Origin of the sequence: Pseudomonas sp. FFUP_PS_473, from assembly GCF_002858665.1 — a bacterium.
GTDB lineage: Bacteria > Pseudomonadota > Gammaproteobacteria > Pseudomonadales > Pseudomonadaceae > Aquipseudomonas > Aquipseudomonas defluvii.
Genome location: NZ_PJQQ01000002.1, coordinates 170,067 through 182,503 on the forward strand (window position 1 = coordinate 170,067; position 12,437 = coordinate 182,503).

The following is a 12,437-nucleotide window of genomic DNA, read 5'->3' on the forward strand; positions in this document are numbered from 1 at the left end:
TCACTCTTTAGCAGGCTCTCGGGCCAGACGGTCAATCTCTTCACGGAATTCATCGAGGTCCTGGAAGCGTCGGTAAACCGAGGCGAAACGGATGTAGGCGACTTCATCGAGCTTCTGCAGCTCGGCCATCACCAATTCGCCCACGACCAGCGACTTGACCTCACGCTCGCCGGTTGCCCGCAGCTTGTGCTTGATATGCGCCAGTGCCGCTTCCAGTCGCTCGACGCTGACCGGGCGCTTCTCCAGCGCACGTTGCATACCGGCGCGCAGCTTGTCTTCATCGAACGGCTGTCGGCTGCCATCCTGCTTGATCAAGCGAGGCAGGACCAATTCGGCGGTTTCAAAGGTGGTAAATCGTTCACCGCAGGCGACGCATTCGCGCCGACGGCGCACTTGCTCACCCTCGGCGACCAGTCGCGAGTCGATGACTTTGGTGTCGTTGGCACCGCAGAAGGGACAGTGCATGGTGGCAGGCAACAAAAAAAGGGAGGGCCATGGTAGCGCATCTCACTGGCAAGACAAGCCAAAGGGTTTACCATCCAGTGAGGAAACGTCCTCAAGGAACCTCTTCATGCGCTTTCGAGCACTCATTCTGCTCAGTTTTGTCGGCCTGCTCGTCGCCTGCAGTAGCGATGCGCCCAAACAGACGCAGACAGAAACCTCCCCGACCACCGGCACCTTGCCTGCGGCCCCCGGCCCTCTGCCGGCCTATCAGCGCGAACTCAGCGGCACCCTGCTGGGCATACCGGCCAACGCCGATGTTGAGCTGGCGTTGCTGGTCATTGACGAACGCGGTCGTCCGCAGCGCTTGCTGGCCAGCAGCTCACTCGCAGGTAACGGTCAGGCACTGCCCTTTCATTTACGCTTCAACCCGGAAGCCTTCCCCAGTGGAGCACGTGTTGAACTGCGCGGTCGGGCCAGTCAGTCAGGGCAACTGATCCTGCACTTGCCGGCACTGCGGGTTACCCAGGCAACCACCCAGGCCACCGGGCCGCTGCGCTTTGAGAAGGCGCCATGACGGCAGCACCGTCATCACTGCAAGGGGCATTGAGTGAACTGCTCGGCGATGCGCGTCTTGTCGCCAGCCACCTGCCGGGCAGCGACCTGAAGCTCTGGCTGATCGATGCGGACAACATGGACCGCGCCTTCAGCCCCGAAGAGACCCGACGCATCCTCCATGAGCCGCCATATTGGAGCTTTTGCTGGGCCAGCGGCCTGGCCATGGCGCGCTATTTGTGCGAGCGACCGGAGTGGGTTGAGGGCAAGCGCGTGCTCGACTTCGGCGCAGGCTCTGGCGTTGCAGGTATTGCCGCGGCCAAGGCCGGCGCCCTTGAAGTGGTGGCCTGCGACCTCGACCCTCTGGCGCTGGACGCCTGCCGGGCCAATGCCGAACTGAACGGGGTGAACCTGAACTACTCCACGGACTTCTTTGCCGAAGCCGACCGCTTCGACCTGATTCTGGTCGCCGACGTGCTCTACGATCGGGCCAACCTGCCGCTGCTCGACGAATTCCTCAGCCGCGGCCGTGAAGCCTTGGTGGCCGACTCCCGCGTGCGCGACTTCAGCCACCCGTTGTATCAATCACTGGGCGTCCTCGAAGCCCTGACCCTGCCGGACCTGGCCGAGCCTCACGAATTCCGCCGGGTCAGCCTGTACCACGCCAGCCGACAGCCTTTATAGTGCTGCCATTCAAGGATTTGCGAGAGTCGCGATGAGTCAAGAAACGCCGTACATTTTCGACGCCAGCGCTGCCAACTTCGATCAGCTGGTGATCGCCAACTCCCATCACAAACCGGTGCTGGTGGATTTCTGGGCCGAATGGTGTGCGCCGTGCAAAGCGCTGATGCCGCTGCTTGCACAAATCACGGAGAGCTACCAAGGCGAGCTGCTGCTGGCCAAGGTCAACTGTGACATCGAACAGGATATCGTTGCACGCTTCGGTATCCGCAGCCTGCCGACCGTAGTGCTGTTCAAGGATGGTCAACCGGTTGATGGCTTCGCGGGTGCCCAGCCCGAGTCGGCAATCCGAGCGCTGCTCGAGCCTCATGTTCAAATGCCGCCGCCACCAGCCGCCGACCCTATGGTGCTGGCTCAGGCACTGTTTGCTGAAGGGCGCTTTGGTGAAGCCGAGACCACCCTCAAGGCACTGCTCACTGAAGACAACAGCAATGCCAGCGCACTGATTCTCTACGCCCGCTGCCTGGCAGAACGCGGTGAGCTGGGCGAAGCCCAGACCGTCCTCGATGCCGTGAAAAGCGATGAGCACAAGGCCGCACTGGCAGGCGCCAAAGCCCAGTTGACCTTCCTGCGGCAAGTGGTGGACTTGCCTGACGCCGCCACCCTCAAGACGCGCCTGGCGCAGAATGCAGAGGATGATGAAGCGCTTTACCAGCTGGCGATTCACCAACTGTCACGCCAGCAATACGAAGCGGCGCTAGAGGCACTGCTGAAACTGTTCGTGCGCAACCGTGGCTATGACGGTGGCCTGCCGCACAAGACATTGCTGCAGGTGTTCGACCTGCTCGGCAACGATCACCCGCTGGTGGGTAACTATCGACGCAAGCTGTTTGCAGCGCTGTACTGAGCAGCCTATCGCCGGCGCCTGCAGACACGGCAGGCGCCGGACGCTCATCCAAGCCAGCGATACACCGGCGCATCCGCCCCGCTTTCAACCTTCACCTGTGCACTGTGGCGCAAGCGCACCAGCAGTCGCTTGCCGGCCGCCGTACTGCCAGCAAGCGCAGCCAAGCCTTCCAACAACGCCGGCCCATTGAGCTGCCCGGCCTGACGCAACAAGGTCAGCGCCGCTTGCCACTGCACATCATCCGAACGCACGCTCGACACACTGGCTTCGGTAGGCGGAGTCGCGGGCAGAGCACGTTCCAGATGCCCACCCAACCGCGCCCACTCGGCCGGATCAAGTTCGAGTGTCAGGTCCACCGGCCAGTCACCAATATGTCCACGAATACGCACAGGCCTCTCCTTCAGATCATCCGATAGCCCATGCTCCCATGGCGACAGGCTGCCGCCAAGCACACTGGCAACCACTCGACAACTTGTTATAACATTGCGATTCAAGCCCCGCCTCTACGGAGACCGTTCCATGCGCCGTCTGCTGCTCGCCTTGCCGTTTGCCCTGTTGCCACTCACGGCAGCACACGCCGAGAAAGACCATGATCATGCCCATGGCAGCCTTGACGCCCACGAGCATGGCGTGGCGCATCTCAATGTCGTGCTCGATGACAAGACACTTGAGCTGGAACTGGAAAGCCCGGCCATGAACCTGGTGGGCTTTGAGCATGCGGCCAACAGTGCGGCCGACAAGGCCAAGGTCGCGGCCGTCCGCAAACAACTGGAGCAGCCGTTGACACTGTTTGGCTTGGCCAATGCGGCGCAGTGCACGGAAACCGACGAAGCCCTGGAAAGCCCATTGTTCGGTGATACCCCATCTGACGATGACGCCACCGATGATCACCACGCCGCCCACGAAGACGAACACAGCGAGATCCACGCCCATTACCAACTGACCTGTGAACAGCCAGGCAAACTGGCCAACCTGGATTTGGGCCCACTGTTCAAAACCTTCCCCGCCACTCAGAAAATTACGGTGCAGTTGATCGGCCCCAATGGCCAGAAAGGCCTGGAAGCAACCCCGAACAAGGCCACGGTTGCGTTCTGAATGCGCCAGCCACTGATCGAGTTGACAGACCTGGCGTTCGCCTGGCCGGGCCATCCACCCTTGCTGGATATCCCGGCCTTCCATTTGGATGCGGGTGAATCGCTATTCCTCAAAGGCCCCAGTGGTAGCGGCAAAACCACCCTGCTCGGCCTGCTTGGCGGCGTGCAGCAACCTGACCGCGGCAGCATTCGCCTGCTCGGTCAGACGCTGAGCACGCTCAAGCAAGGCGCTCGCGATCGCTTTCGCGTTGACCATACCGGCTACATCTTCCAGCAGTTCAACCTGCTGCCGTTTCTCTCGGTCCGCGAAAACGTCGAACTGCCCTGCCGCTTCTCCAAGGTTCGCGCAGCCAAGGCCTGTGAGCGCTACGGCAGTGTCGATCAGGCTGCCGCCAGCCTGCTGGCTCATCTGGGCCTGAAAGACCCCGCCTTGTTGATGCGTCGTGCCGACAGCCTGTCGATTGGCCAGCAGCAACGCGTCGCCGCAGCCCGCGCATTGATTGGCCAACCTGAGCTGGTGATCGCCGACGAGCCAACCTCAGCCCTCGATGCTGACAGTCGTGAGGCGTTTATCCGCCTGCTGTTCGCAGAGTGCAGAGCGGCCGGCTCCAGTTTGCTGTTTGTCAGCCATGACCAGAGCCTGGCGCCCTTGTTCGACCGCCACCTGTCGTTGTCAGAACTCAACCGCGCGGCCCGTCCGGCCAATGACCTGGAGGCCTGATGTACCTGCTACGCCTTGCACTAGCCAGCCTGGCCAATCGACGCTTTACCGCCTTCCTGACCGCCTTCGCCATTGCTTTGTCCGTGTGCCTGCTGCTGGCAGTGGAACGCGTACGTACTGAAGCCCGTGCCAGCTTCGCCAGTACCATCAGCGGCACCGACCTGATCGTCGGCGCACGCTCCGGCTCGGTGAACCTGCTGCTGTATTCGGTGTTTCGCATTGGCAATGCCACCAACAACATTCGCTGGGACAGCTATGAGCATTACGCCAGCGACCCACGGGTGAAATGGGCGATTCCGATTTCCTTGGGTGACTCGCACCGTGGCTACCGCGTGATGGGCACGTCCGAGGCCTACTTTGAGCACTACCAGTACGGCCACAAGCAATCCTTGCAACTGGCTCAAGGCCGCGCCTTTGCCAATGACCCGTTTGAAGTGGTACTGGGCGCCGAAGTCGCGCAGGCCCTGCATTACGCCCTGGGCGACAAGCTGGTACTGGCTCACGGCGTGGCGGCAATCAGTCTGGTCAAACATGACGACAAGCCGTTCACGGTGGTCGGTATTCTGCAGCGAACCGGCACACCGGTAGACCGCACACTGCACATCAGCCTGGGCGGTATGGAAGCAATCCACGTTGACTGGCACAACGGTGTTCCCGCGCGCGGGGCAGGCCGTGTCAGCGCCGATCAGGCACGCAACATGGACCTGACGCCCAGCGCCATTACCGCGTTCATGCTCGGCCTGAACAACAAAATCGCCACCTTTGCTCTGCAACGCGAGATCAACGAGTACCGTAATGAACCACTGCAGGCCATTCTGCCAGGCGTCGCCCTGCAAGAACTGTGGAGCCTGATGAGCACTGCCGAGCAGGCGCTGTTCGTGGTATCCCTGTTCGTCGTGCTGACCGGCCTGATTGGCATGCTGACCGCCATTCTCACCAGCCTGAACGAACGACGCCGGGAAATGGCCATACTGCGCTCGGTGGGTGCCCGCCCTTGGCACATCGCCGGCCTGCTGGTACTGGAAGCCTTTGCGTTGTCGGTTGCAGGCATACTCGCAGGCCTGTCCCTGCTTTACCTGAGTATCGCCCTGGCCCAAGGGTATGTGCAAGCCAACTATGGCCTGTACCTGCCACTGGCCTGGCCCAGCAGCCACGAATGGACATTGCTGGCAGTCATCCTGGGCGCAGCGCTATTGATGGGCAGCGTGCCCGCTTGGCGTGCCTATCGGCAGTCACTGGCGGACGGTCTGTCGATTCACTTATGAGACCAATACCCATGGCCCGCGCCCTGTTCTTGTTGCTACTGGTTGCCACACCGCTGTGGGCGGGCGAACCCCGCACCCTGGAATGGCCACAGCTGATCCCTCCTGGCGCACCGGTGATCGAGCCGCAGATGGCTCCCTTGCATGACCTGTCACAACTGGGCAATGCGCTGGCGGCAGAGAGTGCCCCGGCAGCGCACCAGCAAGCACCGGATGCGCCGGTCGTCCAGGCGCTGGACGGTCAGCAGGTCAAGCTACCTGGCTACATCGTACCGCTGGAGGTCAACGAGGAGGGGCGTACGACTGAGTTCCTTCTAGTGCCTTACTACGGCGCGTGCATTCATGTCCCTCCGCCCCCGTCCAACCAGATCGTGCATGTGGTCAGTGAGCTCGGCATAAAGGTCGATGCGCTTTACCAGCCGTACTGGATCGAAGGCCCGATGCGTGTCCAGTCGTCGAGCAGTGAGCTGGCTGAAGCGGGTTATCAGATGGACGCCGAGAAAATCTACGCCTATGAACTACAATAAGAGCCGCTCTGGAGCGCTATCGCGGTTTCATTGAGCTGAGTCAAATTCTCCCCGCTGCTGGCTCTTTACCATTGGCACATTACATTCTAAATGTCCTTTGGGAGCTTCCATGAACAAGTCCTTGCTTGGCGCCTCGCTGATTGCCCTGGCGCTTACAGCCCCTGTTGCCCACGCCCACAAGGCGGGTGAATTTATTATGCGTGCTGGCGCTATCACCACCGCTCCTAACGAAGACAGCGGCAACCTCAAGCTGGACGGCAACAAGGTTCCCGGCACCAAAGCGACGCTGGACAGCGATACCCAACTGGGCTTGACCTTCGCCTACATGCTGACCGACCACGTTGGCCTGGAACTGCTGGCGGCGACGCCATTCCAGCACACCGTTAGCGTCAAGGGCGCAGGCCTGGACGGCAAACTGGGCGACATCAAGCAACTGCCACCGACCCTGTCGCTGCAGTACTACCCGCTTGACGCGAGCTCCAAGTTCCAGCCGTATGCCGGTATCGGCCTGAACTACACCATGTTCTTCGATGAAGACCTGAGCAGCAACCGCAAGGCCCAGGGCTTCAGCAACCTGAAACTGAAGGACTCGGTGGGCCTGGCTGGCCAACTGGGCATGGACTACATGCTGACCGACAACTTCCTGGTCAACGCCGCGGTCTGGTATGTCGACATCGACACCGAGGCCAGCATCGATGGCCCGAGCTTGCTGAACGTAGGCAAGACCAAGGTCGACGTGGATGTCGATCCATGGGTTTACATGGTCGGTGTCGGCTACAAGTTCTAAGGCCTGGCCTTAATAAAAAAACGGCGATTAAATCGCCGTTTTTTTGTTTCAGCGCCCCAGAAGCCGGGCAAGGCCTTCGGCCATTGGCGTAGGTTCGGGAAAGCGGAAGCGCTGCAGCAGACGGGTATTGTCTGCACGCGAATGGCGGATATCGCCAGAACGCACAGGCCCATGACTGATCGCAGGCAAGCTGCCGACCACCGTTTTCAGGGCAGCCAACAGTTGGTTCAACGAGGTGGCCTGATTCAAGCCGACGTTCACTGCACCCTCTTCCACCTGATCCAGCGTCAGCGCCTGCAGCATCACACTCACCAGATCACCGACATAGACGAAGTCGCGGGTCTGCTCGCCATCACCAAACACAGTAATGGGCTGCCCGCTGAGCGCCCGCTCGCTGAAGATGCTGATCACGCCCGAATACGGCGATGAAGGGTCCTGGCGCGGACCGAAAATATTGAAGAAGCGAAACACTACGGGCTCCAGGCCATGCTGACGGCGGTAGAAGTCCAGGTAGTGTTCACTGGCCAACTTATCCACAGCATAAGGCGTGAGCGGCGCCTTGGGCGTCTCCTCACTGATCGATTCGCCTTCACCGTTGTTGCCATACACGGCTGCACTGGAAGCGAAGAGCACCCGACGAATGCCAGCCAGGCGCATAGCCTCACACACATTCAGCGTGCCGATGAAATTGCTCTGGTGAGTTTTCACCGGGTCTTCGACCGACGCTTGGACCGAGGCCACCGCTGCCAGGTGAACCACCGCCTGGCACCCTGCCGCCGCCTGGGCGACCAGCGCCGCGTCAGCGACATCGCCTTCGATCAGTTGCAGCTTGGGGTGCTGCAACTGCAGGTTGCTGCGCTTGCCGGTGGACAGGTCATCCAGCACCCGCACCGCGTAGCCGTTTGCCAACAGCGCGTCGCTCAAGTGAGAGCCGATGAAGCCTGCGCCGCCGGTAATCAGAATAGGTGCATCAGCCATGTCGGTAGAATCGATCCAGTAGTGTCGGCAGGCCAGCACGCCAGGCGCGCGGCTTGATACCGAAGGTGTGCAGAATTTTCTTGCAGGCCAGCACCGCGTGCTGTGGCTCTTCAGCCGCATCCGGGCGTGCCGCGTGCGCCTGTGCAGTCGGCGCTTCGACAGCAAGCTTGTGAAGCTGCGAGGCTTCACTGAGGATCGCCTGGCCTAGCGCGAGCGGCGTAGTCGCCTCATTGCCCGCGTAATGGTAAGTGCCCCACAGTGGGGCCGCGCAATCCAGCTGCTTGAGCACGGAGAGAATGACCCGTGCGGCATCATCGACCGGCGTCGGGTTTCCACGCCGGTCGTCCGCCAGCAGTAACTCCTGAGCCTGTTCAGCGCGCGTCAGGAAGCGCCCAAGAACGCCGTCCAGGCTTTCGTCGAGCAACCAGCCAAAGCGCAGCAGTACATGCTGCGGGCAGGTGGCGCGGACGCTCTGCTCGATCCGCCAGAGCGCTTGCCCGCGCAGGCCCAACGGCACTGGCTCGTCCTTCTCACTGTAGGCCGTGGCCCGAGAGCCATCGAACACGCGGTAGCTGGAAGGCTGTACCAGGATAATGCCGTGGTGCTGGCACAGCTCAGCCAGACGCTCTACCGAGCGCTCCTGCTGTGCCAGTCGTTGCTCGCTGACCGACTCGGCCTGAAACCAGTCGAAATAATAGGCCAGATTCACCAACGCATCGGGGCGGGTGTCATCCAGTAACTGGGTCAGGCTGGCAGCGTCCCACCCCTTATCCGGCGGACGCGGCGCCAGAAAGCCGATGTCTTCCTCGGCTCCAAGGCGAATCAGCGCTTGCCCGAGGGCACTTCCACCACCCAACAGCATCAGGCGCATTCGCATAGAGTCAGCAGGTCCGGTCAGAAATAGAGGAAAGCGGATATTTTGCGGCTTCCCGCAGGGGATGTCCAACCTACAGGTTGGCGGAAGGCAGCGGGAGTCGAACCTGCCCGGGAACGGCTGCCGTCCCCAACCGGGTTTGAAGCCCGGCCGCGCCACCGGGCGCGATTGCCTTCCTTGTCATACGTCGCGGGGTACGTGGGCCAGCGCATTGTCCTTCCGGATGCGACGCTGGTCGCCGAGACGGCGGGTCAAGCCGACACGGTCGAAATACTCGAGAATCTGAATACTGCGTTTACGGCCGATCCCCAGCACATCGCGAAAACGCACCACCTGCACACTCAGGTCCTCGGCAGCCACCTGCATGAGCATAGCCGCCATTTGTCGCACTGTGGCGTCCGGGTAAAACAGGTCGCGCACCACCTGATGAACCTGCCCCAAGCGCGCCATCTTGCGTAACAGCAGCCGTACCGCAGCCTCCTCGCTGTGGGTTGCACGGGCCAGGTCACGCACCCAGGGCGGGTCGAAACCGGACGCCTGCACGTACGGCTGCAACTGCTCCCACAACGCCATGTCCGCGTCGCTCAGACGCGCCTGGTGTTCCGGCAGGTGCAACCAAGGCCCACTGCTGGCAAGTAACCCGGCGGCCAGCAGCTCCTCAATCAAGCTGATGAACACCGGGCGCTCCAACGGCAACGCCACGAAACGTCGCAAGCGGTCACGGTCTGGGCCCAGTTGATCCGGCTCCAGCGTATGAAACCGGGCCAATTGCACCAGCACCTCCTGCTTGAGCGCCTGCCAATGGGCTGTCGCGAACAACCGTGTGCCCTGGCGCGTGGCAACAACACTGACGTCCTCAGGTAAACGCCAACTGCTGCGCAGGCGATTGAACTGACGCTCCAGTTGTTGCGGGTCCAGCCCGGTCGCACCCTGCGCAAGCAGGGCCGGCAGCGCCTGCTCCAGGCTCTCGGCCTCGGCCAGCGCGTGCAACTGCGCCAGCCGCGCCGGGCTGCGACGCTGCCTGGCCGGGGCAAAGGGGTCCAGCACCTTACCGCCACCTAGGGTGCGCTGAGCGCGCTGGTCGCGCAGCACAAGGTGATCGCCATGCACGGCGTGCAATGGGGCGTTGAGCAGCAGTTGCGCGAACATGCGCCCACCAGGCGCCAGGTATTCCCCCTGCAACAGAGCGACCCTGGCAGTAACATCCTGGGTGCCAAGGTGCAAATGCACCGAACTGAAATGCTCAAACTGGCGTGTTTCGCTGCCCAGCAACTGCAACTCGATATCCACACGCTGAGTCGTGGCATACAACCACTCGGCCAGTAGCCAATCACCTCGGTGAATCTGCTCGACCCCCAGGCGCTCGGCACTGATGTTCAAGGCCACCCGCTGCCCGGCCCATGCTTCGACTGCGGCCTGGTTCTGGGCATGCAGGCCACGCACGCGCACCGGTTTGCCGGCCCTGCCCAACAGCAACGTGTCACCCACCTGCACATGTCCGGCCAATGCCGTGCCGGTCACCACAATACCTGCGCCAGTAACGCTGAATGCGCGGTCGATGGCCAGGCGAAAACCTCCTGCACTGCTGCGCCGTTGAACGTCACGCTGCGCGCTCAAGAGCGCCTGACGCAGTGCTTCGATACCGCTACCAGACACACTCGACACCACGAATTGAGCTGCGCCCGCATAAGGCCCTGGCGCCAGCAAGGTGCGCACCTCGCGCTGCACCTCCTGCACCCTGGCAGGCTCGACGCGGTCACACTTGCTGATGACCACCAGCGCCCTGGGGATACCCAGCAGCTCGACAATCGCCAGATGCTCACGGGTCTGCGGCATCACCCCGTCGTCGACCGCTACGACCAACAACACAAGGTCAATGCCGTGCGCCCCGGCGAGCATATTGTGGATAAACCGCTCATGCCCAGGTACATCAATAAAACCGGTCTGTTCGGCCCCCGCCTGCAACGACGCATAGCGATACCCCAGGTCGATGGTGATACCGCGTTCGCGCTCCTCCCGGCGACGATCACCTGCCTGCCCGGTCAATGCTTCCAGCAGCGCAGTCTTGCCATGATCGATATGCCCGGCCGTTCCGACAATCACCTTGCCATCGCTCCCGGCCGCAGTTGCGGCAACTGCTCAAGCCAGCCTGCTTCGTCATCCAACTGGCGCAGGTCCATCCACAGCGCATCGTCATCAATGCGCCCAAGCACGGGTATCGGCAAGGCGCGCAAGGCCGCCTCCAGCGCGAGCAAGTGACGCCCGCGCAAACGCTTGGACGCTTGTGCGCGCACACACAGGGCGGCGCTGGGCAAGCGGGCCACAGGCTGACTGCCGCTGCCAATCATGCCGAGTGCGGGCTCCACACTGACCGTCCACAACTCACCCAGCGCGTGCGCCAGCACCGGTGCCAGACGCTCGGCTTGCGCCAGAATGTCGGCCTGAGGGCGGGTCAGCAGGCGCAGGCTGGGCAAGCGCTCAGCCAGGCGCTCAGGGTTGCGGTACAAGCCCAGCACAGCTTCCAGTGCAGCGAGAGTCAACTTATCCACACGCAGGGCACGCTTGAGCGGGTTTTTCTTGATCCGTGCAATCAACGCCTTGCGGCCTACGATCAAGCCCGCCTGAGGCCCACCCAGCAGTTTGTCGCCGCTGAAGGTGACGATATCGGCCCCGTCAGCCAAGGCCTGGCGAACCGTCGGCTCGGCGGGCAGCCCCCAGCGCGTCAGGTCCAGAAGGCTTCCACTGCCCAGGTCCTCCAACAGCGGCAGACCATGCCGGTGGGCCAGTTCCGCCAGCGCTTGGGTCGGTACCTGATGGGTGAACCCCTGGATGCTGTAATTACTGCAATGCACGCGCATCAACAGGCCGCTGCGCGGGCCGATGGCGGCTTCATAGTCACGCGTATGCGTGCGGTTGGTTGTGCCCACTTCATGCAGTTTTACGCCAGCACGCGCCATGATGTCGGGTATCCGAAAGGCGCCACCGATCTCGATCAACTCACCGCGTGAGATGATCCCCTCCTTGCGCGCCCCCAGACTGTTGAGTGCCAGCAACACCGCTGCTGCATTGTTGTTCACCACCGTGACGGCTTCGGCACCAGTCAGCTCAAGGATCAGGTCCTCGATCAAGTCATCGCGGTCGCCGCGCTTGCCGCTCTCCAGGTCAAACTCCAGGTTCAGTGGATAGCGCCCAGCCTGCTGCACTGCATGAATGGCTTCTTCCGGCAGCAGTGCTCGCCCCAGGTTGGTGTGCAACACCGTACCGGTCAGGTTGAACACCCGACGTACCTGGCTTTGATGCTGCACCGCCAAACGCTCACCCACCCTGCCAGCCAGCACCTCGGGTATCAGCTCAATGGCCTCCAACTGCCCCAGCCGAGCGGGTTCTCGCAGGTCATCGAGTACGTGCCGTAGAACACTGAGTAACGCCTCGCGCCCATAGCGCTCCGCCAACGGCTGGCAGGCCGGGCTACGCAACAGGCTATCGACGGAAGGAAGGCGCGCGGGCAGCGGGGCTAAACTGGAAGGCATCAAAGACTCTCCGGTCATCGCGCTCTCGACGCACGGCAGCGGTCGACTCTGCCGACGAAGGGAGCCGGAAACCCTGAGTG

14 protein-coding genes and 1 tRNA gene are annotated in these 12,437 nt (G+C 62.1%); 8 read left to right on the forward strand and 7 right to left on the reverse strand.

Annotation, left to right across the window (positions count from 1 at the left end):
- Window positions 1-465 carry a transcriptional regulator NrdR gene (gene nrdR, locus CYD26_RS02155; RefSeq protein ID WP_065759210.1) on the reverse strand — a complete coding sequence of 155 codons (465 nt, stop codon included), beginning with the start codon at window positions 463-465 and terminating at the stop codon, window positions 1-3.
- 106 nt (window positions 466-571) lie between these two features.
- Here nrdR and CYD26_RS02160 point away from each other — a divergent pair, with 106 nt between their 5' ends.
- Genes CYD26_RS02160 through trxA form a run of 3 tightly spaced genes read left to right on the forward strand, consistent with a single transcriptional unit; the run spans window position 572 to window position 2,584 of the window.
- The gene (locus CYD26_RS02160) at window positions 572-1,018 is read left to right on the forward strand and encodes a YbaY family lipoprotein (RefSeq protein WP_102051706.1); all 447 of its coding nucleotides are present in this window, start codon (window positions 572-574) and stop codon (window positions 1,016-1,018) included.
- Complete coding sequence (locus CYD26_RS02165; protein WP_102051707.1) at window positions 1,015-1,680, forward strand: methyltransferase; 666 nt, start codon at window positions 1,015-1,017, stop codon at window positions 1,678-1,680. Before CYD26_RS02160 ends, CYD26_RS02165 begins: the two co-directional genes overlap by 4 nt.
- Window positions 1,681-1,711: 31 nt before the next feature.
- Window positions 1,712-2,584 carry a thioredoxin gene (gene trxA, locus CYD26_RS02170; protein WP_102051708.1) on the forward strand — a complete coding sequence of 291 codons (873 nt, stop codon included), beginning with the start codon at window positions 1,712-1,714 and terminating at the stop codon, window positions 2,582-2,584.
- A gap of 44 nt (window positions 2,585-2,628) precedes the next feature.
- Here the strand turns inward: trxA and CYD26_RS02175 are convergent, their stop codons facing one another.
- Complete coding sequence (locus CYD26_RS02175) at window positions 2,629-2,973, reverse strand: hypothetical protein (protein WP_102051709.1); 345 nt, start codon at window positions 2,971-2,973, stop codon at window positions 2,629-2,631.
- Between the two features lie 130 nt (window positions 2,974-3,103).
- On the opposite strand from CYD26_RS02175, the gene CYD26_RS02180 reads away from it, so the two are divergent.
- From CYD26_RS02180 to CYD26_RS02200, 5 genes are all read left to right on the forward strand, one after another.
- Window positions 3,104-3,679 (forward strand): DUF2796 domain-containing protein, encoded by a 576-nt coding sequence (locus CYD26_RS02180; protein ID WP_102051710.1) that lies wholly within the window; start codon window positions 3,104-3,106, stop codon window positions 3,677-3,679.
- The gene (locus tag CYD26_RS02185; RefSeq protein WP_102051711.1) at window positions 3,680-4,399 is read left to right on the forward strand and encodes an ABC transporter ATP-binding protein; all 720 of its coding nucleotides are present in this window, start codon (window positions 3,680-3,682) and stop codon (window positions 4,397-4,399) included.
- Window positions 4,399-5,664, forward strand: a complete 1,266-nt coding sequence (locus tag CYD26_RS02190; protein WP_102051712.1) for an ABC transporter permease — start codon at window positions 4,399-4,401, stop codon at window positions 5,662-5,664. The genes CYD26_RS02185 and CYD26_RS02190 overlap by 1 nt, the downstream gene beginning before the upstream one ends.
- An 11-nt stretch (window positions 5,665-5,675) precedes the next feature.
- A complete protein-coding gene (locus CYD26_RS02195) occupies window positions 5,676-6,188 on the forward strand; it encodes a DUF3299 domain-containing protein (RefSeq protein WP_102051713.1) in 513 nt (170 codons plus the stop codon).
- Window positions 6,189-6,297: 109 nt separating this feature from the next.
- Complete coding sequence (locus CYD26_RS02200; protein WP_102051714.1) at window positions 6,298-6,975, forward strand: OmpW family protein; 678 nt, start codon at window positions 6,298-6,300, stop codon at window positions 6,973-6,975.
- Window positions 6,976-7,023: 48 nt separating this feature from the next.
- Here CYD26_RS02200 and CYD26_RS02205 read toward each other — a convergent pair whose 3' ends face one another.
- The 5 genes from CYD26_RS02205 to selA all read right to left on the reverse strand — a co-directional run bounded on the left by CYD26_RS02205 (window position 7,024) and on the right by selA (window position 12,357).
- On the reverse strand, window positions 7,024-7,953 hold the full coding sequence (locus CYD26_RS02205) for an NAD-dependent epimerase/dehydratase family protein (protein WP_102051715.1): 930 nt from the start codon (window positions 7,951-7,953) through the stop codon (window positions 7,024-7,026).
- On the reverse strand, window positions 7,946-8,830 hold the full coding sequence (locus tag CYD26_RS02210) for a sugar nucleotide-binding protein (RefSeq protein ID WP_065759182.1): 885 nt from the start codon (window positions 8,828-8,830) through the stop codon (window positions 7,946-7,948). Before CYD26_RS02210 ends, CYD26_RS02205 begins: the two co-directional genes overlap by 8 nt.
- Before the next feature lie 78 nt (window positions 8,831-8,908).
- A tRNA-Sec gene (locus CYD26_RS02215) sits at window positions 8,909-9,004 on the reverse strand.
- 3 nt (window positions 9,005-9,007) lie between these two features.
- Window positions 9,008-10,930, reverse strand: coding sequence for a selenocysteine-specific translation elongation factor (gene selB, locus CYD26_RS02220; protein WP_102051716.1), 1,923 nt, complete (start codon window positions 10,928-10,930; stop codon window positions 9,008-9,010).
- A complete protein-coding gene (selA, locus tag CYD26_RS02225) occupies window positions 10,927-12,357 on the reverse strand; it encodes an L-seryl-tRNA(Sec) selenium transferase (protein WP_102051717.1) in 1,431 nt (476 codons plus the stop codon). Before selA ends, selB begins: the two co-directional genes overlap by 4 nt.
- Window positions 12,358-12,437 lie beyond the last annotated feature (80 nt).

Excerpts from the sequence above, each read along its gene's own strand:
- CYD26_RS02190 (WP_102051712.1), top strand. The coding sequence starts at position 4,399 with ATGTACCTGCTACGCCTTGCACTAGCCAGCCTGGCCAATCGACGCTTT.
- CYD26_RS02205 (WP_102051715.1), bottom strand. The coding sequence starts at position 7,953 with ATGGCTGATGCACCTATTCTGATTACCGGCGGCGCAGGCTTCATCGGC.
- CYD26_RS02165 (WP_102051707.1), top strand. The coding sequence starts at position 1,015 with ATGACGGCAGCACCGTCATCACTGCAAGGGGCATTGAGTGAACTGCTC.
- CYD26_RS02195 (WP_102051713.1), top strand. The coding sequence starts at position 5,676 with ATGGCCCGCGCCCTGTTCTTGTTGCTACTGGTTGCCACACCGCTGTGG.
- CYD26_RS02160 (WP_102051706.1), top strand. The coding sequence starts at position 572 with ATGCGCTTTCGAGCACTCATTCTGCTCAGTTTTGTCGGCCTGCTCGTC.
- CYD26_RS02180 (WP_102051710.1), top strand. The coding sequence starts at position 3,104 with ATGCGCCGTCTGCTGCTCGCCTTGCCGTTTGCCCTGTTGCCACTCACG.
- CYD26_RS02200 (WP_102051714.1), top strand. The coding sequence starts at position 6,298 with ATGAACAAGTCCTTGCTTGGCGCCTCGCTGATTGCCCTGGCGCTTACA.
- selA (WP_102051717.1), bottom strand. The coding sequence starts at position 12,357 with ATGCCTTCCAGTTTAGCCCCGCTGCCCGCGCGCCTTCCTTCCGTCGAT.
- CYD26_RS02185 (WP_102051711.1), top strand. The coding sequence starts at position 3,680 with ATGCGCCAGCCACTGATCGAGTTGACAGACCTGGCGTTCGCCTGGCCG.
- CYD26_RS02210 (WP_065759182.1), bottom strand. The coding sequence starts at position 8,830 with ATGCGAATGCGCCTGATGCTGTTGGGTGGTGGAAGTGCCCTCGGGCAA.
- nrdR (WP_065759210.1), bottom strand. The coding sequence starts at position 465 with ATGCACTGTCCCTTCTGCGGTGCCAACGACACCAAAGTCATCGACTCG.
- trxA (WP_102051708.1), top strand. The coding sequence starts at position 1,712 with ATGAGTCAAGAAACGCCGTACATTTTCGACGCCAGCGCTGCCAACTTC.